Genomic DNA, 26,732 nt, shown 5'->3' on the forward strand with positions numbered 1-26,732 from the left:
GAAAAGCCTATGAAAATGGTTATGCAGAACGACTGATGAGAACCATTAAAGAAGAGGAAGTTGACTTGTCAGAATATCGAAATTTTAGAGAGGTTAATGAACGGATAGAAATGTTCTTGGAAGAGGTATATATGAAGAAGAGAATTCATTCATCATTGAGCTATTTAACACCGAGTGAATTTGAGAAAAAGTGGAGAAATGAACTAGAGAATATTCAGGTGTGATACATGTAGTGTGCTTCTCTCTCATTCCTGATTTTACTATCCAAGATCAGGGGTTCACTTCAACTGGAACTCTTGAAAGGAGAGTACTTCTCTTGTTCTGATATCCAATAGATATAAGAACGAGAGATGGTTTAACTGATCAATTGCAGCTGGTACTAAATCGTGGCCATCAATGCCTTGCAAGCTGAGCCCGACAACTTGTTGCTGATGATTCAACGTATAGGAATTAGACTGGCCATCAAAATGACTGGCAATCGTTTCCAGATCGTCATCAAAGTCTTGAACTGAAATTTCTTTCAGTTGTTTTCCAGTTATTGCTTCCAGGTTCTGAATCCAATCTTGGTCCGGCATGGCAGGCTCAATACAAAGAAACTCGCTAAAATATCTTGTCTTCTGGTGGTATTTTCCCATAAACGATTGGTTTGCTTTCTAACACCTTTCTAAGCGAATCTGCTATTGTCCATTCCCAAACTAAGATTCAAAATGACTGACCTCTCTCTGCATCGCCTTTCAGCCTTCACAACCGATTCGAATGGAGGGAATCCAGCAGGGGTATGGATCGGAGACACGCTGCCAACACCTGACACGATGCAGCAGATCGCAGCTGAGGTTGGCTTTTCTGAAACGGCATTTGTAGCACCTCAAACTGGGTTTGAGCGAACAATACGCTACTACAGTCTAGAGGTAGAAGTCCCTTTTTGTGGGCATGCCACGATTGCGACTGGAGTTGCCCTGGGTGAATTGAGCGGAGAGGGAACGTACAAATTATCAGCAACCGTAGGGGAAGTCCCTGTCGTTGTCCGTCATCAAGAGGGTCAGTGGCAGGCCTCTTTGACTTCCGTAGAACCCAGCTATACCTCGGCCTCGGATGCGTTAGTGACTGATGTTTTATCTACTTTGGGCTGGCAATTGGATGAGCTAGATCTATCTATCCCGCCAGCTCGGGCCTATGCAGGGGCATGGCATTTGGTCTTGGCAGTCTCAAAGTCTGAGCGGCTGGCTCATTTGGATTACGATTTTGACCCACTCAAAGCACTGATGCAACAGGATGGCCTGTTAACAGTGCAGCTCATCTGGCGAGAGAATCGTGAAACTTTTCATTCTCGTAATCCTTTTCCAGTGGGTGGTGTTGTAGAAGATCCTGCAACAGGAGCGGCAGCGGCAGCTCTAGGAGGTTATCTGCGAGAGGCTCAGTTAATATCTGCACCGAACCAAATTGTGATTCACCAGGGAGAAGCAATGGGACGACCGAGTCGGCTAGTGGTTGATATTCCGGCTAGAGGTGGAATTGTCGTGAGTGGAATGGCCGTTCGCATTTGATCTCGTTTGCCGCAGCAATATAAAGATCAACTAAAAGACTGAATCAGTTCATCCCTGTGATGAGAAAAGATGATGACTGTTGCCAGGGGTAATTATCTCGCTAAGTCGCAACTCTAGATCAGGCTGCATGGGTAGACGGGTGTACGAGAAAAAGCGCGCGATGCTGATCTCTAAAGTTCCACAGACTTGATCAGATGGGCATTGTATTGATCGCATAAGGGTCAGGTGGCCCTCACCCCCAGCCCCTCTCCCAACCTTGGACGAGGGGAGCAAGATCCTTATATACTCTGTCTTTCTCCCCCTCTCCTAATATTGGGAGAGGGGGCTGGGGGGTGAGGGCCAGCACACGTTAAGGGATGAACTGATGGTCCTAAAAGTACTGACGAAGTAGCAGTTTCAAACCTGAGCGCGCTTTTTTTCGTGCACCCATGGGTAGACTCTTGAAGTGAACTCCTAGTTGCGCAAAAGATCAATGTTGCAATGAAAGTTTCAGACGTCATGAGCGACAACCGTAACCGATATTGGTTGTACTTGCTATGAAGTTATCGAGATTGCGAGTATTAATCAACTTGGAGAGGGGGAGTTATTGGAGATGACTGAGGGGTTTGAGAGGGCTGGGGGGAAGAAGGGCTTTCGGGTTGGGCCGTACAATTTGCCACTTGAAAGCCCGCAAAAATGAGTAGCCCGCTCAGGGTTGCCCCTAGGACAAACAACCAAGCATGGGAAGGATAGAGAGAGCAAAGCAAGTGACGACCGTTATAGATATGGATGGACCAACTGCGATCGCACTCCTGCAACGAATTTTTTACCTCATTCATCGTTGTCACCATTATTGTTTATCTAAAATCATCCCTGCGAAACCGACGCCAGAAAACGGGCGATGGGCCTCAGATGTTTCGAGAGCTGATCCGCTGGGCCTGCATCGTCTCGATTTAACAGCCGTCCGGCCCGCAGAACTTGTGTGCACTCAGTACCTCCGCATCACAGAGATAGGCGATACCCGAATAATCATCGAAAAACTGCGATGCGACCTCATCTGAAATCTGGATGGCCATCTCCCGATTTTCGGTAAGCACCTCGATCTTGATATTCGAGCAGGTGTCGGAAACGCTGGGTTGTCCCGACGAGCGCACGTTGCGACTGCCTTTACCGCCAGCGTCCACCACTGTATAACCGGTTGCACCGGCTGCATCGATGATCTGGGCGATCTTTTTCAGCAGCAACTTTTCCGTGACGATAATGAGCATGCTAGCTGGTTTGGCCATGGGGATTACCTCTTGATGTATGTATTCAAAAATGACTTAGAAACTTTGGAAAACGGCAGCGCTGATCTAGCCTTCGAGTGGGTCGCTGGGTTAAGTATCAGCAAGCCCGTCCAGGATCAGCTACCCATCAGAGCCTGAGCGAGTCCGATAAAGAGTGGTATTCCGATGGCCAGTGCCACTGGCGTACCAACTGCTGTAGAAGAACCGATATAGGCAGAGGGATTAGCCGACGGGATGCCAGCTCGTAAGGTGGGTGGCCCAGAGATGTCTGAACTGGAGGCGGCGATGACGGCTAGGATGACGACGCCACCAAGGCTGAACCCTGTAATGTAGTGGGCAATCATACCGAAACCGAAGGCGATCAGCCCATGCATCAGGGGCGCTACAAATGCGTATAGGGCATACCACTGGCCCACCTTGCGCAGCTCACCGAGCCTTGCTGTGGCCTCCATCCCCATCACCAGCATCAATATCGAAAGTAGTCCGCGGAATAGGGGTTCATAAAAGCTTTCAAAAACACTTTCTGGCTTAGTCAGCATCCCTAGGGCGAGGCCGAGGAGCAATGCCGAGAGAGCAGAACCTTGGAGGCTGTCCTTGACGATGGGCCATATCTTGACCCGCTGGTTTTTGGTGCTGTGCTGCTTGCTTCGATATTCAACGGCGGTACTACCCGGATTGCCCAAATACTCTTGCTTGCTTCGATATTCTTGTTGACTGAGCGCTTCGTCTGCGGCACGGCGTTTATGGGTGGTATAAATACTGGCTAAAACAATCGCGGTCACGAGGGCGGGGATATCCATAAAGGGATAAAGGGCAGCAGCCCAGGCTTCATATTGGATGCCTTCTGATTCCATTATGGTCAGAGCGGCAGCGAGGGTAGAACCACTCACCGCACCGAACAAGCCTGCCGTCGCAATGGCATCCACCGTCTTGACTTTCGGGAGTTTGGCCAATGTGTAGCGTCCGACGAACACAATCAGGATTCCCACTGCCATGGCGAACACTGCGGGCAACAGCATCTCTGCCAGATTGGCATTGCGGATGGCAATACCGCCGCTGAGGCCGACTTTGATCAGCAGCATAAAGACGATGAATTTATAGATTGCATCTGGAATTTGCAGTCGGCTATTGACGGCGGCAACAACCATCCCCCCAATCAGAAAACCGAGGGTTGGGGACTGCAATTTATTCAAGAAAAGTGTCAAAAATTCGGATAAAAAATCCACAAATACCTCCTTCGGTCTCTTCTAACGAGAAATAATGATTGTGATAAGTGAGTTATGAAAAGTAGGGGTGAAGTGCATCACCCCCTACAACGCAGGTGTAGCGAAAAAACCTGCTGACAAGGTATTCAGAGATGGCCGCTCTCCAAATGGAATATGAAGGTGATCACTGTTCTGTACCACCTTATATAGATCTTTATCTATCAAGAGTTAAATATTTATGTATTTAAGTCTATCTCAAAAAACATAGTTTTTTGTGCTTCACAGCATGGATTTTGAACACAATGTTAAATTCAAATGATAAGTTTTTCTTTTAGATGTATGTCTACATTATATGTCTGACTAATGTTGGTTGCGATCGCAGATTTTTCTCCATCTTGTTGCTGCTATTCACCCAGAGCTGAGAATGATAGTGCTTCTCCCCCTACGTCGGATGGCACTTTCCCAATGGTCTTAGGCATTTTTTTCTTGACTATTGACTCCCATATCTTTGGGTGTTACGGGCCGAATTGTGTTGGTCAATGACTAAGGGTAAAGAGATAGAAACATTTATAACAAAGCTATACCCCTTGCTTGGCCTGCATTTTTAACGTTTTACCTTAAAGATGGGCGGTAACCCGCTGATCATGGATATGGCTTAGGCGATGGGGCATTATGGTTTATCAGTTTTGGATTCAGTATTCTCCGGTCTTGCATCCTCTGTTTGTGGGGATTGGCTTTTGTTTGGCTTGGGGGATTGTGGGGTTATTGGTATGGAATGTAGGATCTGCGATCGCATACAGTATTCGCACCTCAAATCGGATGCATCAAATCCCCTGTAGCAACTGCCAATATTTCACGAATGATTATCATCTTAAATGCTCAGTCCATCCTGATATTGCTTTATCAGAGAAGGCGATTGACTGTAGAGACTTTGCTGCACCGCCTACTTTAACCTTAGACATTCAAGATATATAAGGACTCAGTATGTCAAAGCACATGGTTTTTAGTAGTGGTCATTTCTGATGCTTGCTTCGTTTAAACTAGATGCCGATTTCCGTCAACGCTAGCCAAAACCAGCATGGTATGACCACTCAATTCTATTCAAGCGATCGACGACCGCCATTGTATCCATCTTCTTAGAACGACCTCTGGGGTTTACTTCTCCCAAGTTGCAATCAAACCAAGCAACTTCATCCTTATCAGGTAGGAGCTTGAGACGAACGTAAAGGGGTGTGTAAGTTTGGTCAGAAAGGATGATGCCTAGCCCCGCGATCTCAGCTGCGTAGTCGTTGGTTTTTAAAGCCAGACCTGTTAAAACACCATCTAAACTTTCATATTTCCACTCGTCGTATACTTCTCGGAGAACCTCAGGAATGAAATATTCCAAAGTTGAGAGAGTATCACGAAATGCTTCTGACTCTGGGATAGGTGCGTTAACTGGAAGAGGCGCAAGCACTTTATGGAGTGAATATGCCAATTGTTGTTCAAGATGGGATGCGAAATCGATCTCCTATTCTGTGCGAGCTATAAGCTTAGTCCACTGAGTGAAAAAGCTTCTTTTTCTAAGCTAAAGCAGAAGAGCCTAAATCAGGGGGGACATCCTGCCAGCGGCCAGGGCCAACGGCCCGGAGGGCTTCAGATAAAGCGATATCTTCTGTATATAAGGCTTTACCCACAATAGCGCCCGTCACCCCGATGGCTTCCAACGCCAGTAAGTTCATTAGATCTGTAATTGAGCTAACCCCACCAGAAGCAATCACCGGAATGGTAATTGCTTCAGCCATTTCTCGCAGCATCGGAATATTAGGACCTTGAAGCGTTCCATCCCGCTGAATATCCGTGTAAATAATCGCCGCCGCACCTGCCGTCGCCATGCGTTTGGCTAAGTCTACTGCCAGAATCTCAGATGTCTCTAACCAGCCTCGGGTGGCAACTCGACCTTCTCGGGCATCAATGCCCACCATAATTTGATCGGGGAATTCCTGGCATAGCTCTTGCACCAGATCAGGGTTTTCAATGGCAACCGTACCTAAAATACCCCGTCTTACACCTAAGTTTAGAAGTTGGGTTACGCGGTTGCGATCGCGCAAGCCGCCCCCCACTTGCACCGGAATCTCTAAGGCTTCTACCACCGCTGCAATCGTGTCTAAATTCACAGGCTGTCCGGTTTTTGCACCATCCAAATCCACTAAATGCAGCCATTGGGCGCCTTGCGCTTCCCAAGCTTTGGCAACTTCAACTGGATTTTCGGAAAACACTTGAGATTGGTCATAGTCCCCTTGATACAGACGAACACATCGCCCCTCTAGCAAGTCAATAGCAGGGATAACATCCATAAACGGTTTACCTTTCAGTTACCAAATATCCAGCGGAACACTTTGCATCAACCCAAACTAAACGCAATTTTGAACCCTAGCTGCTTCACTTGAAACAGATCCTAGGAAAAGTGATACAGAGCCTACAGACCAGCCCTTACTTATTGAAGCAGGTTTACACTAGTTTTCGACCTTTATATATAGATCAACCTCACATAAAACGAGGTGTTTTCTGGTTCGATGTCCCTTCAAAGCCACCCATCTCCAAGACGACAGGAACTCCACGATCACAAATCGGTCATGATAATTGGGTATTCTTAAGATTGAAAAGGTACTGACCCTAGCGTTATGAGTTCAACTACATCACAGACCAACAAAAACTGGTGGCATCATGTATTGGGAAGTTGTACGGCTGTGCTGTTGAGCGCATTACCCGCTGGGGCCGCAGAACAGGTTGTGTTTAAATATGGTCCAATTGCTCGATCAGTTCCGGTAAGCTCTCTGCGCCAATTGGCTGATACCGGTCGTGCCCCTGCAGATCTGAAAGTGTATTTAGATTTGGCAGAACAAGATCCCCAAGACGTCAGTGAGATTCTCACTCGTCCCTTTGCTATTAGTCCTACGCAACTCGATCAATTGCTAAATAGCCCCTTTGGTGATGCCATGCTGGATGAAGCAGGGGAAATTATGCACCCCCCTTCTAACCGGGCCAATCGTCAGGCGATTCGTTCTGCTCTTGTCTTAGACGCTAGCCGAGATGGAGAGATTACCATTCTAGATACCCTTGAGAGCTACCCCACTAACACCGTTGAGATTGAAGGAGAGCGGTTGTTGGAAGCCTATCAAAAATATGGACCGATTATTGCCAAGGGCAAGCAGTTTGCCCCTGCCATTGGTGCAGCTAGCCCCTTACTGAAAGAAGTTGCCCCGTTGTTAGAAGATGCTGGTCCCTTTCTAAAAGAAGCCCAACCCTATATTGAACGGTCTGGGGTCCTCAACATCCTCACCGATACCATTCGCTCCCTTATGGAATAGGTTAAACTCGTCCCTTAGCAGGCCCATACCTTGGCAAGCCTTTTTCTCTTGGGGCTTCAGACGCCCTTATGGTCTTTGTTTGTGGTTCGCATGCAGATTTAAGGTGAGCCGAAGACCTGTGGGAGTCGGGTTTTCTACCCAACACCCCTGCCAAAACATGTCAGAATATGAGCAACGATCTGCCGAGTGAGCGACATCATTGCAAATAGTACACCTATAATTTGGCCGCATTTCGTCTATCGGTGTACCTCTAATCTTGATTTGCCCTCATCCTGATTACCCACTCTTTCTAAGGGTCTATTCAGATCTGCTATCTATCATCTGTTTGACAAGCGCGAGGGATATGTATGGTGCTTTCTAAAGGGTTCGAGGTTGAACTATATACTGGAAAACCTTCCGGTGAGATTGTTGGCCTCTCTGACCGGATCGTCGCTGATTTAGATGGGTTTGTCCGCGAACCGGATAGTCGGAATGTGGAATATACGACTGCTCCGGCCCACCATTACGATCCCCTCCTCTGTGATCTGCTGAAGCCCCGCCTTCGACTACGCCAATATATTCAAGCTTTGGGCAACTACACCCTGATTCCCGGCAGCACGCTGGCTATTGCGGATCATCAGCGTTTTTATCGCTCTGATCCCCATAACCCCTACCATACCTATATCGAGCAGACCTACGGCACCAGTGTTGTCACTGCTAGTATTCATATCAATATTGGGATTCCGAATATTGAGCAGCTCTTTCGGGCTTGCCGACTCGTCCGCATGGAAGCACCATTGTTTTTGGCTCTCAGCGCCTCATCTCCCTTTTTAGGAGCGCGAGTGACGGGACATCATTCCACCCGTTGGGCCGTTTTTCCAAAAACCCCAGCTCAGGTCCCCTTGTTTACGGGGCACCCGCACTTTATCGATTGGACTGAATCACAGTTATTGCAGGGAACGATGCAAAATGTGCGTCATCTGTGGAGTTCGGTGCGTCCCAATGGTAATCGTCGTCCCTATGACTTAAACCGTCTTGAGCTCAGGATTTGTGATCTCGTCACCCATCCCATCCATCTATTAGCGATTACAGCGCTATTAGAAGCCCGAATCCTCCAGATGATGGAGGATCCCCAGCTTGATCCGCTAATGGGTAGTCATGTCAGTGCCGATCTCGCAGACTTAGTTGCTCTAGCAGATGCCAATGAAAATGCCGCTGCGACTCATAGTTTGGATGCGGAATTAATCCATTGGCAGGATGGTCGTCGAATTCTGGCTCGCGATTGGGTTGACGAACTCTATACTGAGGTTTGGCCAACGGCCAAACAATCTGGCTTTAGCTGTTTTCTGACACCTATCCACCAGATTTTGACCCAAGGGAATGAGGCGCAACAGTGGTTGAAGCAGCATCAACAGGGAGAGTCGATTGAACAGATTATGCAGGATGCGATCGCAACCATGTCCCAAACGGAGATTGATCTGCGCAATAAATTATGTGAGCCTGTAGCGGTATAGTGCTTCTTCAACCAACGTCCAAACCATGCTTCGGGTTGTCCTTGTTTATCCAGAGATCCCGCCCAATACAGGGAATATCGCTCGAACCTGTGCTGCCACCCAAACCGAGCTACATTTAGTGGAGCCCCTGGGCTTTGAGATAACGGACCGATACTTGAAACGGGCGGGCTTAGACTATTGGCCCTATGTCGATCTCTATACCCATCCCTCTTGGTCAGATTTTCGTAATGCGCAGCAACAGCAAGGCGGACGGACCGTTGGCTTTAGCACATCCGGGACCCAAAGCTACTTAAAGTTCCAATTTCGACCCGATGACTGGCTATTGTTTGGCAGCGAGTCTAGCGGCCTACCCAGAGATATTTTGCAAGCAAGCTCAGCGGTACTCCGCATCCCGATGGACAACTCCCAAGTTCGCAGTTTAAATCTCTCTGTTAGTGCAGCGGTTGGCCTATTTGAAGCACGCAGACAACTCGCTAAAATCCCTTAGCCTTGTTTTGGTGGAGCACGCTAGTCATCGCTAGCCGTCTTACTTATTCAACCCGATTGAGAATATCTCAGCTCAGAATTTTATTGTTTCGCCTCCAACTCAAACCGCTCCCCTTCGTTGGAATTACTCTGTATTTTTACAGAGGTGTGAGCGTCCACAGTTGCATTTCTAAGCAAGAATTCAGTAGTTATACGGAGGATAATTTCTCCAGCCCCTGGGCAAATTAAATGAAAGCCATTCTTGCAATCTATTTTTTTATTTTCAAGAAATATCCTCGCATGCTCACGTTCTGGGGCTGCAAAATCTGTAAGTATCCAATACTGAATGTGTAACAATCGATACAACTTATCTATCAAAAAATAGCTCTAATCCAAGAAACGTTCACCCACTGGTTTTAACGGCTGAGGTTTATGGTCTTGTCTATTTTTGTAAAGCAAGGTATTTTTACCTAATATGCTTGTTTAACAAGCTTTGCCCTAGGCAAAGCCGAATGAACAATGTTATGCGATAATGAATAATTTACAATACGGCTTCTAAACCGCAGATACATAAATCTATTCCTGCAATAATCCAAACACACATCAAGCACTTAGGAGGTCCTCATTGAAACGAGAAATTCCGCAGAAGATTGATACCACTCCAGTTTTGTCAGAGGTATCAACTCTCCTTCGTCGAACTCGTTCTGTCAGTGTTCTAGGTTTTATGATCACGGTCAGTGCCATCGGCGGACTAACCATAGGGCAAACAGCTCATGCTGCTGTCTCTCCCCCTTATTTAAAATCCTCTACCCATAAGCCCGTCCAGCTGCCAGACCTGATCGGTTCTTCTCGATACAAGGTATCGACTTACCCCATCCAGAAGTCCGCATCTGTTCTCATTGCCTCTAAACCGGACTCCTCCTCCCTTTCTTCTCCATCCCTGAAGGCAAGCGATCAAAATGCCAATGCTGTGGCATTCAAGACTGAGGGCTCATCGAAATCCCAGCTTGTCAATGCAGGTGTCTCCTTTACCCAAAGCAATATCGTTGGGTCTTCGTCGCTTTCAGTGGATGAGCTGATAGCCCCGCTGACTTCTGAAACCCTGCTTGAGACCCTTGGTATTTTGGGATTTGGTGAGAGTGAAAGTAGCCTGACAATCAGCACCTCAGACATTCTAGGTACGGTTACAACTCAAGCAATAGAGCCAATCTTGCTGGCTGAGTCACCTCGGCAAAACCTCCTTGGGATCGATAATCTACTGATTCAGTCTGATACCGATGGGACAGATGCAGGGCCTCAATTTGCGTCTGCGCCGCTTATCAGCCCCTTAGATTTATCTTCAACCCTAGAGCAAAATCCGCTGGCTATCGGCTCTCCAGAGAGCAAAGATGACAGCTCTGAAGTTTCAGCCTCTAAGCCTGCTGATACGACCCAGTCCCTTGCAGTTTTACCCGATGTTGATCTATCTCAAACCATTATTCCTAATGATCAAAACTCAGCCCTGATCGATTCGGGTGCCATTGTCCATCTCGTAAAACCTGGGGAAACCCTAGAAGACATTTCCCGCCTCTACCAGGTCTCTGCCCAAGAAATCAAAAAAGCGAATCGGATCGAAGATTCTGGCTCTATTGACCCAGAGACCAAACTTCGAATCCCAGCCCATCAATCTCTCTCTTTGTCCCTCAGTACGGTTCAAGACATCGTCGATTTGAATACTTCTGGGGTCGAAGGTGATCTAGAGGATGTTGTCGGCAAAAATGACGAGCCAACGTCAGTGAAGGCACAGCAAGGGAAGGGAGATGAGAAAGCTAGTCAGCCGACTTCGTCCGCTTCTACGATTGCAATTTTACCCGCACAGCCAACTCAAAGGAACCAGCTAAATCCTGATACGACGGTCCTTGCCACTCGTAATCTTTTACCTCAGGTTCCCAGTTTGGATTTGCCCCCCTTATCTTCGGTTGATCGTTATCTACCGAGCCAAATGTTGCCGGGTCCACAAAAATATATTTGGCCTGCTAAGGGAATTCTGACCTCTGGCTTTGGCTGGCGCTGGGGACGTCCGCACCGTGGAATTGACATTGCTGCTCCAGTTGGAACGCCTGTAGTTGCTGCTGCCCCCGGCATCGTCACCACTGCCGGTTGGAACCGTTGGGGATATGGCAACCTGGTTGAGATTCGTCACCCGGATGGTAGCTTGACGTTATACGCCCATAACCACCGCATTAAGACGCGTGTAGGGCAATCTGTCTACCAAGGACAGCAGATTGCTGAGATGGGCAGCACCGGGCGGAGCACTGGGCCTCACACCCATTTCGAATTACACCCCTCTGATAAAAAAGGCGCGATCAATCCTGTACCTTTCCTTCGGAAGCTGTAATCCTACCCCATCCCCAATCAGCATAATACTCCAGCGAAAGGGCTGTGGGATCGTTCATCATCCCACGGCCCTTAACATTTCCATATCAATGAATAAGTTGTGCCAATCTAACAAATGCTTTGATTGAGGGTTGGCTTGTTTATGGAACTGTTAATGGGGCAGGTTCATAGATGCGGGTGTCTTCTCAATCCTGAAATGTTTGTTTATGCTTTTGCCTTCTTTGGCCACAAGTAGAAGTCGATTAAATTCCTAAATATAAAAAATCAGGTGGATCAAAGATCCACCTGAAATTGCAATTTTTGCTTAAATAACTATAGCTTGGCTATACCATCTAGTCCTTGATTAGACAGCTACCGTTTTCTTAGTTGTAGCATCCAGCTCTCCCTTGGCATATTTGACGGCAAAGATATCTAAGGGCTGTTGCTTAATCTTGCTAGCATTGCCTGAAGTCCCAAATGCTTCGTAACGAGCTAGGCAAACTTGCTTCATATACTTGATAGAAGGCTTGAGGAAATGACGAGGATCGAAGTTGCTAGGATCTTTAGCGGCAGCTTCTCGAATTGCAGCAGTGATGGCTAAACGGTTGTCCGTGTCAATATTGACCTTGCGAACACCACTCTTGATTCCTTTTTGAATTTCCTCCACGGGAACGCCGTAAGTTTCAGGAATCTTGCCGCCATATTGGTTGATCATATCAATCCACTCTTGAGGCACGGAAGAAGAGCCATGCATCACTAAGTGGGTGTTGGGTAGGCGGCTGTGAATCTCTTCAATCCGGCTAATCGCTAAAATTTCACCCGTAGGCTTACGAGAGAACTTATAAGCACCGTGGCTAGTGCCAATAGCAACGGCTAGGGCATCAACTTGAGTCTGCTCAACAAATTCAACAGCTTCATCAGGGTCAGTAAGGAGCTGGTCTCGGCTCAGTGTCCCTTCGAAACCATGACCATCTTCCTTGTCACCTTGTCCGGTTTCCAAGGAACCTAAGCAGCCTAACTCACCCTCAACGCTGACGCCAATGGCGTGGGCCACTTGCACCACTTGACGAGTGACATCCACATTGTACTCAAAGCTAGCAGGGGTTTTGGCATCTGCTTCTAGAGAACCATCCATCATGACGCTAGTAAACCCATTCTTCATGGCGGAATAGCAGGTGGAAGGGCTATTGCCATGGTCTTGGTGCATGGCGATGGGGATATGGGGATAGGACTCAACCGCAGCTGTAATTAAGTGGCGGAGAAAATGCTCACCCGCATAGCTGCGGGCACCACGAGAAGCCTGTAAGATCACAGGGCTATCTGCTTCATCTGCAGCTTGCATGATGGAGATAATTTGCTCCATGTTGTTCACGTTGTATGCCGGGATGCCGTAGCCGTTTTCGGCAGCATGATCGAGCAAAAGCCGCATTGGTACAAGCGCCATAGTTGATCCTCCTAAATGTTTGTCGTCGATAAAAAGCGAAAACTGCGCCGAATTCTTACGCTAATCTTTAGATATCCTACCCTGTCTAGCGGGTTCTCAGGTAGCTTAATCTCCAGTCTAGAGCATTGGATTCATAAAAATGGGTCGCCCGGGATTCGAACCCGGAACTAATCGGTTAAAAGCCGAGTACTCTACCGTTGAGTTAGCGACCCCCATGAGGCCCGTGTATTCTAACACAGAAACTCACCCTAACATAACTTGGACTGGCGGTGCGAGAGCGCGATTGCTTTCGGCCTTAATCCATATTGGCTAAGGACTATTTGGGGCTTCATCTAGGATGGGAAAAACACTATTGGCAAGGCAGGGAGAAATGCAATAGCAGCATTTCTTACAGTGATTCTCACAATAGCGTAAACTAAGGTCTGGCAGAGTTTGAATGGCCTCACATTAGAACCTTTGTAATAGGGTGCGGCTGCCCATGAATCGGATTGCCACCACGACAGGGCGTATATCTAGGTAAGAGGATCTAGCTTGACTGAACATGCTGATTCCAGATTACAAGTCGTTTCTCGCAGAGAATTGCGAGAACTGGTGAGATCGCAACTGTTGATGCTATTGGAGCAGGGAAATTTACAAGGTGCAAAAGCCCTACTGGTTCCCGTGCAGCCTGCTGACATCGCGGAAGCGATTGAGGAGTTGCCTGAGGCCCAACAGGCCATTGCTTTTCGTCTGTTATCCAAGGATGAAGCGATTGAAGTCTATGAGAATCTCAATTCCAACGTCCAGCAATCCCTCATCGAAGAATTTAAGCGACAAGATGTCCTAGATATTGTCGATAAGATGTCTCCAGACGATCGGGCTCGCCTGTTTGATGAGTTACCGGCCAAGGTCGTTAGCCGTCTATTGGACCAACTTAGCCCGATTGAGCGTCAGGCTACTGCTTTGTTATTGGGGTATGAAGCTGGCACGGCAGGGCGGATTATGACGCCTGAATATGTGTCCTTAAAAGAAAACTTAAACGTCTTTCAGGCCTTGGAGCGAATCCGGAGTTTAGCCCGATTTACGGAAACGGTTTACTACCTGTATGTCGTTGATGTTGCTCGCCACTTAACGGGAATTATTTCTTTGCGGGATTTGGTGACGGCGCAGCCCGAGCAAACCATTGGTGAAATCATGACCCGAGATGTGGTGTCCGTGAGCACCGATGCTGACCAGGAAGAGGTGGCCCGCACGATCCAGCGCTACGATTTTTTGGCGATGCCCGTTGTCGATCGGGAAGAGCGCTTGGTGGGCATCGTCACCGTTGATGATGTGATCGATATTTTTGAAGAAGAAACCACTGAAGATATTTACCGGATGGGGGGGGTGCAATCCGGGGGAGATGATTATTTTCAGACCGATTTAATCACTGTTGCCCGTAGACGGGTGGTGTGGCTATTGGTATTGTTGTTGACCAATACGGGAACAACGGCCGTGATTCATAGCCAAGAAGATATGCTCAAAAAGGTTGTTGCCCTGTCGAGCTTTATCCCCCTGTTGATCGGAACAGGGGGGAATGTGGGTGCCCAGTCTTCAACGGTGGTCATTCGCAGCCTCAATGTCGATCAGCCCCAAGCCAACCATCCGCTCTGGGTGATTCAGCGGGAAGCACTCGCCGGTGCCATATTGGGCCTCATGTTGGGGGCAATTGTGGTGATTTGGGCCTATTTCCTGCAAGGAAGTTTAGCCGTTGCGATCGCAGTCGGTCTCAGCCTAATCGCCATTTCCATTTTGGCATCCGTCGCCGGATCAGCCCTTCCCTTTGTATTTAGGGCAATTGGGTTTGACCCGGCATTGATGTCAGCACCCTTTATTACCACCGCAGTCGATGTGTTGGGTGTCTTTATCTACTTTGCAGTTGCTCGGTTTATTTTGGAGAGACTCTAAGTTGTCTATCTGTCTACTTAACGATCTCCCGCTTGAGCCCTAGAATCCAGAAAATCCGCCGTTCTACTTCCGTTAGCTGTCCTGGTATACTCACGCTAGCGTTGGTTTGGCCACTTAGACTCCGATGGAGTTGAACGAGTACTTCCAGTTCTCGGGCCATGACACTAAGATCTGGCTCTTCTAGATATAAGCTTTCCAAGACATGATTGATATCTGACTTGGCATCCGCAATCAGTCCAGCCCCTTTAACGACAAAGGACTGGAGCTCAGTCGAATACTTGGCAAGTAGCTTACGAATGTAATAGCAGGTCGTCGTTGTTACATCATTGCTGATGCGCTCAGGGGAAGAGACAAGTGGCGTAGAATAGGTGGCTATCATGATCATCATCCTTTCAGGTCACACACTACAGTTGATAACTAGGCCGTTAGTGTATCAACGGTTTGCCAAAAAATCTGAGCGTTCAGTTCTGATTGTGAGGCTAATAGAAACTGACAGCTATTGACCAGAGCCTCAACACAATCTGGCTGGATGACCTCGAAATTTCGCTCAGTTAAACCACTAAAAAAACCTGCGATGATACCGGCGTAGAATGCACAATCCGGTCGATGCCTATTTTTTCGCAAACTGATATGGGACGTGTCGACAACCTGCAAACGTATGTAAGGGACCGATAACTGTGTTAGATCAATAAATAATTGGCCATAATAGGCCAGATAAGACTGTGACCACCAATCCATTAATACCAGTAATTGCCCTGACAGCATAGATTGCTTGGGCGAAGAGACTAATACAGTAAAGTGTTGATATTCTTGTTGGCCCAGGTCTTTGCCTAACTGATAGGCTTCAGTGGCTGTTAAATCGCTGGGAATAACAACGCCTACTGCACTCTGGGCGCAATAGTGATTTGAATCCTGTTGAAGTAATCGGTTGCGCTGGCAGGTGAGACCATTCAATTCCAGTAAATGATGAGCATAATCTTCTGGCGTTCCCATTTGGGAAAACAGAAAACTTTGATTCAAAAGTGAAAGATACAGATCCGTTGGTGCAATCGAACCGTTTGTTGAGTCTAATGCTGGCAATATTGTCAATGTTCTCATTCCCCCTGGATGACCAGTAGACTGGTCAAATTGTGATACGGTCAACTCAAGCTCGGTTGAGGTTAGACCTATCCTTAATATATTGAGAGAACGTAAAGGAAAAAGGGAGAAACCGGGAAGAACTCGGGAAGATTTATTGAATAGGCCGCATTCGGTAGCCAACTCCCCGCACTGTTTCAATTAAAGTTTTAGATGCTCCAGCCTCGGTCAGTTTCTGACGTAACCCTTTGATATGTGCTTTAACGGTTTCTTCCCCTGGAGGGTCTTCTAGATCCCAAAGATGACTAATAATAATCTTTCGACTAAGCACACGCAAACCGCTACGTAAAAACAGTTCTAGGAGAGAAAATTCAGTTGGTGTTAATCTGACAGGCTGATTGGCATAGGTTACCTCATGATTCAGAGGATGCATGCAGAGATCACCCCAATATAACAAAGGGGAAGGGGTTGCCTGTCCTCGTCTCAAGACAGCACGAATCCGAGCGAGCAATTCTGGCAAATCAACAGGTTTGACAAGGTAGTCATCAGCCCCTGCGTCTAAACCCAAGACTTTATCAGTGCTGGCGTCTCGGGCTGTCATCATGAGGATGGGCGTGGTGTAGCCTTGAGCCCGCAATCGCTGACATAAGCCAATACCGTCGAGTTTGGGGAGCATGCAGTCTAGCAAGATAATGCCATACTCTTCTTCCGTCGCCTGATACCAACCTGCTTCCCCATCATGGACAACATCGACAACATAGCCAGAGTCCTCAAGCGCCTCGGCAAATACGGCTGCCAATGGATAGTCATCTTCTATGAGTAAGAGTCTCATTTCCCCCTAACATTACGCCTTAAGCTACGATCTGTCTGATACTCAGATCAGTCTGGCAAATGGTTGAATGTACTGGTAATCGCACCATAAATGTTGTACCAGATGACTCGCTCATAAATGAAAGTTCTCCCTGATGTAGATCTACACATTTTTTGACAATGGCTAATCCCAACCCTGATCCTTCAATCTCTCCGACATTATCACCCCGATGAAATGCTTCAAATAACTGGGCTTGATTGGCTTTGGGAATACCAATCCCTTGATCTATAATCGTGATTTCCACTTGTTGTGAATCTTGAGTGATCTTGACCTGAACGGGTTGATCTGGTGCTGAGTACTTCAGGGCATTGGCGAGCAAGTTGTCCAGAATTGACTGAAGGAGCTCTGGATCTAGGCTAATTTGAGATGAAATGCCGGAGTAAGTGCATCGGATTCTAGGAATACCGTCATGCTCAGTTTGCTGGGCATCAAGGATGCGATCGCAGATTGTTCTCAAATTAATGGAACGGGGATTGAACTCCATTTGTTTGGCTTCTAATCGGGCAATATCTAATATATCTGCCAACATTTTTTTCAGATATTGAGCACTACCACGAATTCTCTGAATATTCCGCAGTTGTTTCTCGTTCAAGGTCTTTGATTCCGGGCTTTCTAGAATCTGGGCGGCCATCAGAATAACACTGAGCGGTGTCCGGAACTCATGCGAAGCCATTGAAAAAAAACGAAGTTTCAGTTCACTCAGCTCTTGTTCCCGTTCTAGTGCTCGCTGTATTGCCTCCATCTTTTGCCGCTCGGTAATATCTCTGGCATTGATCACCAAGCCAGAAAATCCGGAGGTATCAGAAAACTGTTGCGCGATCGCTTCCAACGTGCACCAGTTCCCATCATGATGTTGCCAACGAATCTCTATAGGAATAGCTACCACGGTGGAATTTGCTAACACCTCTGTAAACAAATGGGTGATTGTCTGCCGATCTTGTGGATGTAACCACTGCCATATAGATTTACCACACAAATCTGAGGGTAGATACCCGAGATTTTTTTCTACTGAAGGGCTTGAGTAATGAACAACTCCTTGCGGATCAAGCACAAGGATAAGATCAGACGCATTCTCGATCATTGCCCGAAAGCGACTTTCGCTATGTCGTAATGCTTGTTCTGCTTTCAGACGCTCCTGAACCTGTTTTTCTAGATCGACAGTTACAGCCGTCAGTTCAGCAGTCCGTACTCGAACTCGCTCCTCTAAATCAGCATTTAAGGTTTCTATTTCAGCTTTAGCGGACTGGATTTCTAATTGAGTCTGGACACGGGCACAGACTTCCGCCATCTCAAACGGTTTAGAGACATAATCCACTCCGCCTACCGAAAATGCTTTGACCTTGTCCTCGATGTCATTGAGAGAACTGATAAAGATAATGGGAATATGCTGAGTGAGTGAATTCTGCTTTAATTGCGTGCAAATATCATATCCAGTTATGTCTGGTAAAACGATATCTAACAAGATCAGATCGGGTAATGATGCCTGTATAGCTCTTAAGGCAATTGTCCCATTAATCGCTCGCCTAACCTTATAGTTCTGTTCTGCCAGCATCCCAGCCAAAACATTGAGGTTATCCACATTATCATCAACGATTAGAAGATTTGCAGTGCTATTTTTCATCTGTTATGACGGAATCTATTGAAGTTTGTGTCTTCCATATTGTTAGCAGTAATATGGAGAATTGCACTGCCATAGCAACAATGTCGCTGATATTCTTTTAAAGAATAGCTAATGCTATATTCAGCTTAGAAAAAAATGAGTGTAAAATCCTCCGCAAGTTTACTGATTTTTTATGCTTTGATAGCAATAAATATGATGCTGATTGGCGGGAGCTGAATATAGCCAGAGAGCAAAGATTTATATCTGCCGTAATAGAGGCCTATTATTAGAGATGAAGACCTATGATTAAAATTCTCAAATTAAGCCTAAAGCAAATGAATATTTAGTGTATCACCTCAGTTTTTAAATCCAGTGCTTCTTGAGTTAAAGCTGCGATTTTATCAAATTGTAACTTTTGAAATAAATCCATTAAGGCTTTAGCTAAATACGGGTAATCAGCCGTAATTTCTACGAGCTGCTGACTCATCTGGTCTTCGTCTAATTCAATAGCAGCCTGTTGAAGGTGGCATAGCCATGATTTAGGTAGCTGGGATAATTGACTCTTAAGATTTTTAGAACTCATATTCTGAGAATCGCAGGTATTAAGGTCATATTCAGCACTTGAAAAATTATCATATAAATACTCTATATTGAGGTGTTTAGCAATTGCATCAAATAGAACACTTTGTTGATAAGGCTTATGTAAAAAGTCATCACAACCTGCTTCATCGCATTCGTGTTTTGTATCTTCAAATACACTAGCTGTGAGGGCAATAATAGTTGTTCTATCTGTTGTTGATCCTAATGATAATTTTGAGATTGAATGTTTATTGAACAGCTCAATATTAGTCGTAGATCTAGCCTGGGCCTCCAGAGAGCGAATTGCTTTAGTGGCTTCATAACCATTCATGATTGGCATTCGCCAATCCATCAAAATAATCTGAGGATGCCATATTTGCCAACAGGCAATAGCTTCTTGGCCATTGGTTGTTGACAATACATCAAAACCTGCAGAGGTCATGAGATCAACGAGAATTTGACTATTTTCAGGGTTATCTTCAACAATGAGCATCCGTAACTTGGGTTGTCCTGGGGCCAACTTTAATACCATGGGCGTATCTGATGGATCGCCCCCCCTGATCTGTGTAACCATTACGGGTAGACGAACTTGTACTTTCGTTCCCTGCCCTTCCTGACTGAAAATTTGAATATCGCCCTCCATTAGATTAATGAAGTGGCGGCAAATGGTTAAACCTAATCCTGATCCTTCGGAGGATTGGCGACCTGCTGAAGCTTGAGCGAATGTGTCAAAAATATTGTCGATTTCAGAAGATGGAATTCCCACACCGGTGTCTTCCACATCAATACATAGGTAGATATCAGGTTGATGTTGCTCAGAGTTTTTTGGCTCATCAAGGTTCCTGTAGGGAAAATCATCGAGTAATAGCTTCTTCGTATACACTCTAAGACTGACACTTCCCTGCTCTGTAAACTTCAGCGCGTTTGTTAATAAATTGATCAAAACTTGTCTGAGTCGGCTTTCGTCAGTACGGATAAAGAGCGGTAAGTCTTCGGTTTTATCAACGACTAGCTTCAACCTCTTGGATTCCACCTTGAGTAGAAACATCTCTTGTAGAGAATCTAACAAATACATCAAGTCACAATTTTTATAGTTGAGAGCAACTCGTCCTGCCTCGATTTTGGACATTTCTAAAACATCGTTAATCAGATTCAACAAATGAGAACCACTTCGATTAATTGAGGTCAGCGTTTGTTTTTGTTTGGGGGTTAAATTATTATCCCGGTTTAGCAGTTGGCTAAACCCCAGAATGGCATTGAGTGGGGTTCGTAATTCATGACTCATATTTGCCAGGAAAGTGCTTTTAGCCCGATTAGCTGCTTCCGCCTTTTCTTTGGACTCTTGAAGCTGCCGCATTAATTCCGCTTGTTGCAGCGCGACTCCTAATTGATCTCCTACGCGTTGAAGGAGACTAAGTTCAATTTCGTCCCATTGTCGCTGTGTTTGTTGACAGGTAACTAATAATCCCCAAGGTATATCCCCAATGAACACTGGAACCAGCATATATGCACGAATCTGGAATTTTTCTAGTAGGGTCAAGCAATCGTCAGTGTAGTGGTGCTGCCCAATGTCAGTAACTAGAGCTACGTAGTTATCACGATAGAGGGAATCTTGAGTGGCTTGTAAGCAAGTGTCTTGCCAGAGCACAGAACCATTGCTTTCAGATAACGGGACGAAGTGAGCAGTGGATGATTCATAAAGAGCCTCACCAGGCCCATTTGATAAAAATTTATAAACAGCAACGCGATCGCATCCTAGACAACGACGCACATCATTGACAGTGGCCTTGATAATATTCTCAATATCTAAGTTTTGGTGAATATGCTGAATAATTTGGGTAATATTGCGCTCATACTGAGCCAGCCATGCTTCTCTTTCTTTCTGGGCTTCAACTTGATTTAAAGCAATTTGTAATTGCTGAGACTGCTCTAACGCCTGTTCATGTAACTCCGCCTGCATCAGCGCAATACTGAGCTGATCAGCCAACTTCTCCATGAACTCAATCTCGACTGACTTCCATACTCGGGGGCCCGAACATTGATGGATACAGAGCAACCCCCATAGCTTTTGTCCTTGGAGAAGAGGGACCACCAAAGTTGCTCGGATCTGAAAACGCTCATAAATCTGGATATGACAATCGCTGAGTCCTGCATCGTATATATCGGCTACTGCAAATACTCGCCCTAACTGATATTTGGCCGCATAATTTTCTGCAAAGCTTTCATCCTGCACCCGCGCAGCCACGGCAGAGTAAAAGACTGGAATAACCTTTTCTGCTACAAAAACACCCTGTTTATAATCTGTGGCAGGATCGAATTGAAAAATAGCGACTCGATCTACTTGCAGCAAGGTTTGGACTTTCTCAACTGCGATCTGGAAGATTGTAGTAGTATCTAAACTTTGGCGAATTTCATTCGTCAATTCTCCTAACAAAATAGCTTGCTGCAACCGTATTTTTATTTGGTTTTCATTCGGGGAATCATACCTAATATCCTCTAATGGTAGGCATTCCAGAGGATTAGATATATGAGAAGGTTCAGTCTCGGGGATGGGCATCACATTTACTCCACCTGCAAATAATACTGTGCAGGAAATAGATTTCTATAGAAAAGAGTGCCCAAAAAATGTTGGAATGATTATCTAGAAAGATATTTAGACTCCATCTTGAATCACAACGGTATATTTGGCCCCTGGCAACAACACTATTTCGTGAACCAGAACTCAATTGAACTCGTGCTACATTTCGATTTATTCAAGAGATCCCTATCGGAAAACTTATGCTTCTCTCATTCAAATCACCAGAAAACTGAGGCATCCAAATTGCAATGGAACGACCATTAAGCACAACATCAATTGCTTAATGGGCAGCTAGTCTAGGATGGTACCATCGGGCATAATTACACGCTCTAAGGTTGCATTTTGAAAATTAACATCTGTTAGATCCGCATCCGTTAAGTTGGTCCCTCGTAAGACAGCCCAGCTTAAGTTTGCCCCTCGTAATTTGGCTCCTTGTAAATCCGTTCCCTGCAACTTTGCTCCTTGCAGATTGGCCTCTGTCAGATCAGCATGACGCAATTGAGCACTCGTGAGATTTGCATGGCTCAAACTCGATTTTCTTAAATCACACCACACTAGATTGGCTTTTTGTAAGTCCGCTAAGGTCAAAACAATACCGGGCAATGCTGCATCCTTAAGATTGATCTGAGCAAAATTGCGCTCACCGGCCTCATATCTTGCGGTCAGATCCAAGGCGATTTCGCTCGGTAAGGCCACAGGTTCAGGCAGTGGAATATCAGCACCCGTTTGACCTGCGTTTTCAGAACTAACTTCAGCGGTATTGTGAGGATTGGGCGGTGGCGGATCTAGTATCAGTAAATCCAAAGCAATCTCTTCCATCCAAAACGGTAGCTCTTGTCCCAGTTTCTGACCATAAATCGTCACTCTTGCAATGGAAGGCAATCGCAGTTGACTTAAATAGTCTCGGAGCAGGGGCACAACAACAGACTGTGCAGGAACGTCTGAAGACTCTACACTGAGCTGCAATAAATCATCTTTAAACTCAATGTCAGCCACCTTGATAGCCTGTTCTGCAAATCTCTGATCAATGAGTGTTGTTAGGGCTTCGAGATTACGATGCTGGGCGAGCTGTAATAATTCGTCTTGAGGGTCTGATTGAAGAGGAGCGGCTACTTCAGCAGGTTTATATTCGTTAGGAGTCTGAATTCCATCAGACGCTTGGTTTAAGGATTCGAGATTCATAGGGTTTGCACAATTGCACTCATTTTTCTAGCGTGTGAGGGTTAATCCATCCGTCAGTGTAGAAAAAATTTCTGGATAAGAAAATAATGACATCATGAGTACTGGATTAGTACTGGATAAAACCAAGTTGATTCAGGCAAACTGCTCCCACGGTTAGCTGAACGCTGAGCTTGGCGGCAATTTTGGTCAAGATAGCATGTTTTACTCTTTATCGAGCTTTTGACCATCCGTCAAGACAACGAATCTCATCCCAAACCGCTGTGTTGGCAAGAGACCGTCTGCCATTGAACCATCGTCTGCCTCATCGGTAAGTGATCCAGAAGAGAATTAGAAGTCTGTTAGCGCCCACAATCTAGCTTGCTGACAGGAGTCAATCACTATTCTTAGGGACGACAATAAAATTTATATTGATCTAAATGTGAAGGACTCTATATTTTGTTATCGACATTCGCAAAAAAAGCTGCCAATAAAGGCAGCTTTTTTTGCGAATGATCCAGCCAAAGCCCAGAAAAATGGTCCGTTAATTCTTAGACATCGTAATACAGGGACAATTCGTAGGGATGAGGACGTAGGCGCATGGGATTGACCTCATTATCGAGTTTGTACTCAATCCAGTTCTCAACAAAGTCCTTGGTAAATACACCCGAGTCGACTAAGAAGCCATGATCATTCTGTAATGCTTCTAAGGCTTCTAATAGGGAACCGGGTGTAGAAGGAATCTTGGCTAACGCTTCTGGGCTGAGATCATAAATATCAACATCCAAGGAGCTGCCTGGATCAATTTGGTTCTTAATCCCATCAATACCCGCACAAAGCATGGCAGCAAAGGCGAGGTATGGATTACAAGTGGCATCTGGACAACGGAATTCTAGACGCTTTGCTTTCGGATTAGGACCAGAAAGCGGAATCCGGATGGATGCAGAGCGGTTACCTTGGGAATAAGCCAGATTAACAGGAGCCTCAAACCCAGGAACCAGGCGCTTATAGGAGTTAGTGGTGGGGTTGGTGAGGGCCAATAACGCTGGGGCATGCTTAAGGATACCGCCGATGTAATGCAACGCCGTCTGGCTCAGATTGGCATAGCCATCTCCCCAGAATAGGGGTTGGCCGGCTTTCCAAATAGACTGGTGGGTATGCATCCCAGACCCGTTGTCATTGAACAAAGGTTTGGGCATAAAGGTGGCTGATTTACCATACTTCTTAGCCACATTCTTGACGCAATACTTGTAGATCATCAAGTTATCGCCAGACTCGATAATGGGTGCAAACTTGATGCCGAGTTCGCACTGGCCACCAGTCGCCACTTCATGGTGATGCTTTTCGATGGGCACCCCACATTTGGCCATGGTCAACAGCATCTCCGTCCGCATATCTTGGAGCGTATCGGTGGGAGAAACGGGAAAATAACCTTCTTTATAGCGAGGCTTATAGCCCAAGTTGCCGCCTTCTTCGACTGCACCGGAGTTCCAGCGGCCTTCTTTGGTATCAACGTAGTAGTAAGCAGAATTTTCAGTTTGGTCAAAGCGAACATCTTCGAAAACGAAGAATTCAGCTTCAGGGCCAAAGAATGCGGTATCGCCAATCCCAGTGCTGGCGAGATAATCCAAGGCCTTTTGGGCAATGGAGCGAGGGCATCGATCATAAGGTTGCCCGGTACGGGGCTCCTGGATGCTGCAGATCATGCTGAGGGTAGGCTCTTCCATGAATGGATCGATCCAAGCCGTATTGGGATCAGGTACCATTGCCATATCCGATTCATTGATGGCCTTCCAACCCCGGATACTAGAGCCATCAAACGCGACACCATCGGTGAAGCTACTTTCGTCAATTTGATCTTGGTATAAGGTCAGGTGTTGCCAAATACCTGGCATATCAATAAATTTAAGATCAACGACCTGAATATTGTCGTTTTTAATCCAATTCAGAATGTCCTGGGGGGATTGGGCCATGAATTACTCCTTAACGGTAAATAGCAAGCTCAAGTGCATTCCCTGGGGCAGAAAATTTACCAAGCTCTTAAAAAAGCGGTCAAACCAAAAACTCTCAGGGTGAGTCAAGCTAAGGATTAAGCCTAATATCGTAAGAGACCGGATCACAGGGGTTTTGTATAAAAAAATACAGTTTTATCCATCCCTTCTATTTGCCCAAGCATGAAACTCCAGGATCGCCATTAGCGCAATGGATATGAGTTTCTAAAGTCTTGCTTTAATTTTTTGTATTGTCCATAAAATTAGTATTTACCTAGCTCAGCAAAATGAGCCCCGATCAAAAGTTATTTGGCGGGTGGGATCTATGGGCTAGGGATGTTTGAGAGACTAGACTGAGTTCAATCAACCAGGCGCATTGCCTGATTAGAGGACCTTATGGGTATGGGAATGCTGTTTGACATTGTCTTCAGTACTGACCGTGCGATCTGCATTGAGCATGCGCTTCCGTTCTGTGGAGAAATTGAAGTCTGTTTTTATGGCTCCCGGAGCAAGGTGTTCTTTGGCAACCGGACGGGATCGATAACTACGGGCTGTGGCTTGGAGGCGGAAAGAAAACTCATCGCAGAATTGGGCTTCAGCCGGGAATTCTGAAGGCGCTTGAGGTGTTTCATTAGACCAAACTGCTCCCACTGTAGTTGCTACTGCCATTTCGTAGGAGGTGGGAATTCCTTTGAGGATCGCTTCTAGAGCGGCAGAAGGAATCGGCTCTACGATTTTGACTGGATGCAGCTTATTATCTTTTTTGACAAAGCAGGTCGCTAGACCGATGACAACATAATCATCAGCAGCAACTTCGTTGGCAGAGGATGTTTCAGTGGCCATAGAAAATCTTAAAAAAATTGCAGCAGCTTTACTAAGTAGTCTTATTCTATGGGTTCGTGGGTCGGAATCTGTTGGATGTTATTGAACGTAATCAAGCGGGTTTGCTATCACGTTGCCGACGGACTTCGTAAAGGAGAAGCGCAGCTGCGATCGCAGCATTCAACGACTCCACCCCTGGAGCAATGGGAATATTGACCTGGTGATCGGCCAAATCCAAAACAGGCTGGGATAAGCCTGCTCCTTCATTACCAATCAAGATCAGGGTGGGTTGGCAATAATCCACCTGCCAAAAGCTTTGGGGCGCATCGGGAACGGTAGCAATAAGCTGCATGCCCCGCTGTTGATACTCTTGTAATACGGTGATGAAATTATCCGTTGCCCGCTTAGAAAGATGAAACCAAGTTCCAGCTGAAGCCCGCAACACTTTGGGACTTTCAAGATCTGCACATTGTTGATTGAGCAGCAGCCCTTCTACCTGAGTCGCCACAGAGGTCCGAATTAAGGTCCCGAGATTGCCGGGATCTTGAATGGTTTCTAGGGCTAATCCTAAGGTCTGAATCGGTAAAAATGAAGGGGGTTGAGTGCTGACGACTGCTACCACGCCATCAGGATGCACAGTTGTCGCGGTGGCTTGCAATACCTCTGGACTGACCTGCTCCAACCGAGCGGTTTTGTCTTGAATCTGCTGCCATAACTGAGGATATTTAGCTTGCCAGTCCTTCGTATAGCAAACAATTTCAAAAGACCAGTTTTGCTTCCAGGCAGACTGAAGTAGATGCGTTCCTTCAAGAAGCAGCTTACCCTGCTGGCGACGATACTTGACCTGCTGCAATTTCCGCATTTGTTTAATCAGCGGATTTTGCAAGCTGGTAATCATAGTGTGTATCACATGCGGAACCCGGGACTTGAACCCGGATGTCTTTGCAGACACTAGGACCTGAACCTAGCGCGTCTACCAATTCCGCCAGTTCCGCTGGCTGTGCATTAA

24 protein-coding genes and 2 tRNA genes are annotated in these 26,732 nt (G+C 46.3%); 8 read left to right on the forward strand and 18 right to left on the reverse strand.

All coding sequences use genetic code 11. The features are described from left to right. Positions 1-224, forward strand: a 224-nt coding sequence (locus Q0991_RS00065; protein ID WP_299484459.1) for an integrase core domain-containing protein, incomplete at its 5' end; no start/stop codon positions are given. Between the two features lie 54 nt (positions 225-278). Here Q0991_RS00065 and Q0991_RS00070 read toward each other — a convergent pair. Further along, positions 279-575, reverse strand: coding sequence for a hypothetical protein (locus Q0991_RS00070; protein ID WP_299484460.1), 297 nt, complete (start codon positions 573-575; stop codon positions 279-281). 132 nt (positions 576-707) lie between these two features. On the opposite strand from Q0991_RS00070, the gene Q0991_RS00075 reads away from it, so the two are divergent. Next, positions 708-1,544: a PhzF family phenazine biosynthesis protein gene (locus tag Q0991_RS00075; RefSeq protein WP_299484461.1), complete on the forward strand. Its 837-nt coding sequence runs from the start codon at positions 708-710 to the stop codon at positions 1,542-1,544. Between the two features lie 560 nt (positions 1,545-2,104). Here Q0991_RS00075 and Q0991_RS00080 read toward each other — a convergent pair. The 3 genes from Q0991_RS00080 to Q0991_RS00090 form a co-directional block, all read right to left on the reverse strand. After that, positions 2,105-2,362 (reverse strand): hypothetical protein, encoded by a 258-nt coding sequence (locus Q0991_RS00080; protein WP_299484462.1) that lies wholly within the window; start codon positions 2,360-2,362, stop codon positions 2,105-2,107. 114 nt (positions 2,363-2,476) lie between these two features. After that, positions 2,477-2,809 carry a hypothetical protein gene (locus tag Q0991_RS00085; protein ID WP_299484463.1) on the reverse strand — a complete coding sequence of 111 codons (333 nt, stop codon included), beginning with the start codon at positions 2,807-2,809 and terminating at the stop codon, positions 2,477-2,479. A gap of 116 nt (positions 2,810-2,925) precedes the next feature. After that, on the reverse strand, positions 2,926-4,035 hold the full coding sequence (locus Q0991_RS00090) for a sodium-dependent bicarbonate transport family permease (RefSeq protein WP_299484464.1): 1,110 nt from the start codon (positions 4,033-4,035) through the stop codon (positions 2,926-2,928). 651 nt (positions 4,036-4,686) lie between these two features. Between Q0991_RS00090 and Q0991_RS00095 the strand changes: the two genes are divergently transcribed. Continuing rightward, entirely contained in the window at positions 4,687-4,989 is a 303-nt protein-coding gene (locus Q0991_RS00095; RefSeq protein ID WP_299484465.1) for a hypothetical protein, read from the forward strand. 88 nt (positions 4,990-5,077) lie between these two features. On the opposite strand, the gene Q0991_RS00100 is transcribed toward Q0991_RS00095, so the two are convergent. Both Q0991_RS00100 and hisA read right to left on the reverse strand, forming a co-directional pair. Next, positions 5,078-5,470, reverse strand: a complete 393-nt coding sequence (locus Q0991_RS00100) for a hypothetical protein (protein ID WP_299484466.1) — start codon at positions 5,468-5,470, stop codon at positions 5,078-5,080. A 106-nt stretch (positions 5,471-5,576) separates the two neighbouring features. Continuing rightward, on the reverse strand, positions 5,577-6,350 hold the full coding sequence (gene hisA, locus Q0991_RS00105) for a 1-(5-phosphoribosyl)-5-[(5-phosphoribosylamino)methylideneamino]imidazole-4-carboxamide isomerase (RefSeq protein WP_299484467.1): 774 nt from the start codon (positions 6,348-6,350) through the stop codon (positions 5,577-5,579). 327 nt (positions 6,351-6,677) lie between these two features. Here hisA and Q0991_RS00110 point away from each other — a divergent pair, with 327 nt between their 5' ends. The 4 genes from Q0991_RS00110 (at position 6,678) to Q0991_RS25015 (ending at position 11,699) form a co-directional block, all read left to right on the forward strand. Further along, positions 6,678-7,364 carry an alpha/beta hydrolase gene (locus tag Q0991_RS00110; protein WP_299484468.1) on the forward strand — a complete coding sequence of 229 codons (687 nt, stop codon included), beginning with the start codon at positions 6,678-6,680 and terminating at the stop codon, positions 7,362-7,364. 347 nt (positions 7,365-7,711) lie between these two features. Further along, complete coding sequence (gshA, locus tag Q0991_RS00115) at positions 7,712-8,857, forward strand: glutamate--cysteine ligase (protein WP_299484469.1); 1,146 nt, start codon at positions 7,712-7,714, stop codon at positions 8,855-8,857. 25 nt (positions 8,858-8,882) lie between these two features. Next, on the forward strand, positions 8,883-9,344 hold the full coding sequence (locus tag Q0991_RS00120) for a tRNA (cytidine(34)-2'-O)-methyltransferase (protein WP_299484470.1): 462 nt from the start codon (positions 8,883-8,885) through the stop codon (positions 9,342-9,344). Between the two features lie 702 nt (positions 9,345-10,046). Beyond that, on the forward strand, positions 10,047-11,699 hold the full coding sequence (locus Q0991_RS25015; protein WP_366524857.1) for a M23 family metallopeptidase: 1,653 nt from the start codon (positions 10,047-10,049) through the stop codon (positions 11,697-11,699). A gap of 342 nt (positions 11,700-12,041) precedes the next feature. On the opposite strand, the gene fba is transcribed toward Q0991_RS25015, so the two are convergent. Together fba and Q0991_RS00140 are read right to left on the reverse strand one after the other, a co-directional pair. Further along, positions 12,042-13,121 (reverse strand): class II fructose-bisphosphate aldolase, encoded by a 1,080-nt coding sequence (fba, locus tag Q0991_RS00135; protein ID WP_299484471.1) that lies wholly within the window; start codon positions 13,119-13,121, stop codon positions 12,042-12,044. A 140-nt stretch (positions 13,122-13,261) separates the two neighbouring features. Beyond that, positions 13,262-13,333, reverse strand: a tRNA-Lys gene (locus tag Q0991_RS00140). Between the two features lie 319 nt (positions 13,334-13,652). Between Q0991_RS00140 and mgtE the strand changes: the two genes are divergently transcribed. Then, complete coding sequence (gene mgtE, locus Q0991_RS00145; protein ID WP_299484472.1) at positions 13,653-15,047, forward strand: magnesium transporter; 1,395 nt, start codon at positions 13,653-13,655, stop codon at positions 15,045-15,047. Positions 15,048-15,060: 13 nt separating this feature from the next. Here mgtE and Q0991_RS00150 read toward each other — a convergent pair whose 3' ends face one another. From Q0991_RS00150 to Q0991_RS00195, 10 genes are all read right to left on the reverse strand, one after another. Then, positions 15,061-15,426, reverse strand: a complete 366-nt coding sequence (locus Q0991_RS00150; RefSeq protein WP_299484473.1) for a hypothetical protein — start codon at positions 15,424-15,426, stop codon at positions 15,061-15,063. Between the two features lie 38 nt (positions 15,427-15,464). Beyond that, complete coding sequence (locus tag Q0991_RS00155) at positions 15,465-16,145, reverse strand: 4-vinyl reductase (RefSeq protein WP_299484474.1); 681 nt, start codon at positions 16,143-16,145, stop codon at positions 15,465-15,467. 133 nt (positions 16,146-16,278) lie between these two features. After that, entirely contained in the window at positions 16,279-16,956 is a 678-nt protein-coding gene (locus Q0991_RS00160; RefSeq protein WP_299484476.1) for a response regulator transcription factor, read from the reverse strand. 19 nt (positions 16,957-16,975) lie between these two features. Then, entirely contained in the window at positions 16,976-18,616 is a 1,641-nt protein-coding gene (locus Q0991_RS00165) for an ATP-binding protein (protein ID WP_299484477.1), read from the reverse strand. Between the two features lie 322 nt (positions 18,617-18,938). Then, on the reverse strand, positions 18,939-21,731 hold the full coding sequence (locus Q0991_RS00170; protein ID WP_299484478.1) for a GAF domain-containing hybrid sensor histidine kinase/response regulator: 2,793 nt from the start codon (positions 21,729-21,731) through the stop codon (positions 18,939-18,941). A gap of 312 nt (positions 21,732-22,043) precedes the next feature. Continuing rightward, entirely contained in the window at positions 22,044-22,934 is an 891-nt protein-coding gene (locus tag Q0991_RS00175; RefSeq protein WP_299484479.1) for a pentapeptide repeat-containing protein, read from the reverse strand. A 527-nt stretch (positions 22,935-23,461) separates the two neighbouring features. Beyond that, complete coding sequence (gene glnA, locus Q0991_RS00180) at positions 23,462-24,883, reverse strand: type I glutamate--ammonia ligase (protein WP_299484480.1); 1,422 nt, start codon at positions 24,881-24,883, stop codon at positions 23,462-23,464. A gap of 402 nt (positions 24,884-25,285) precedes the next feature. Next, positions 25,286-25,744, reverse strand: a complete 459-nt coding sequence (locus tag Q0991_RS00185) for a hypothetical protein (protein WP_299484481.1) — start codon at positions 25,742-25,744, stop codon at positions 25,286-25,288. 91 nt (positions 25,745-25,835) lie between these two features. After that, a complete protein-coding gene (locus Q0991_RS00190; protein WP_299484482.1) occupies positions 25,836-26,621 on the reverse strand; it encodes an RNA methyltransferase in 786 nt (261 codons plus the stop codon). Between the two features lie 13 nt (positions 26,622-26,634). Next, positions 26,635-26,718 (reverse strand) — tRNA-Leu (locus tag Q0991_RS00195). Between the last annotated feature and the right edge of the window lie 14 nt (positions 26,719-26,732).

The sequence above is a fragment of the Acaryochloris sp. IP29b_bin.137 genome (genome assembly GCF_028285745.1).
In the GTDB taxonomy this organism is placed as follows: Bacteria; Cyanobacteriota; Cyanobacteriia; order Thermosynechococcales; family Thermosynechococcaceae; genus Acaryochloris.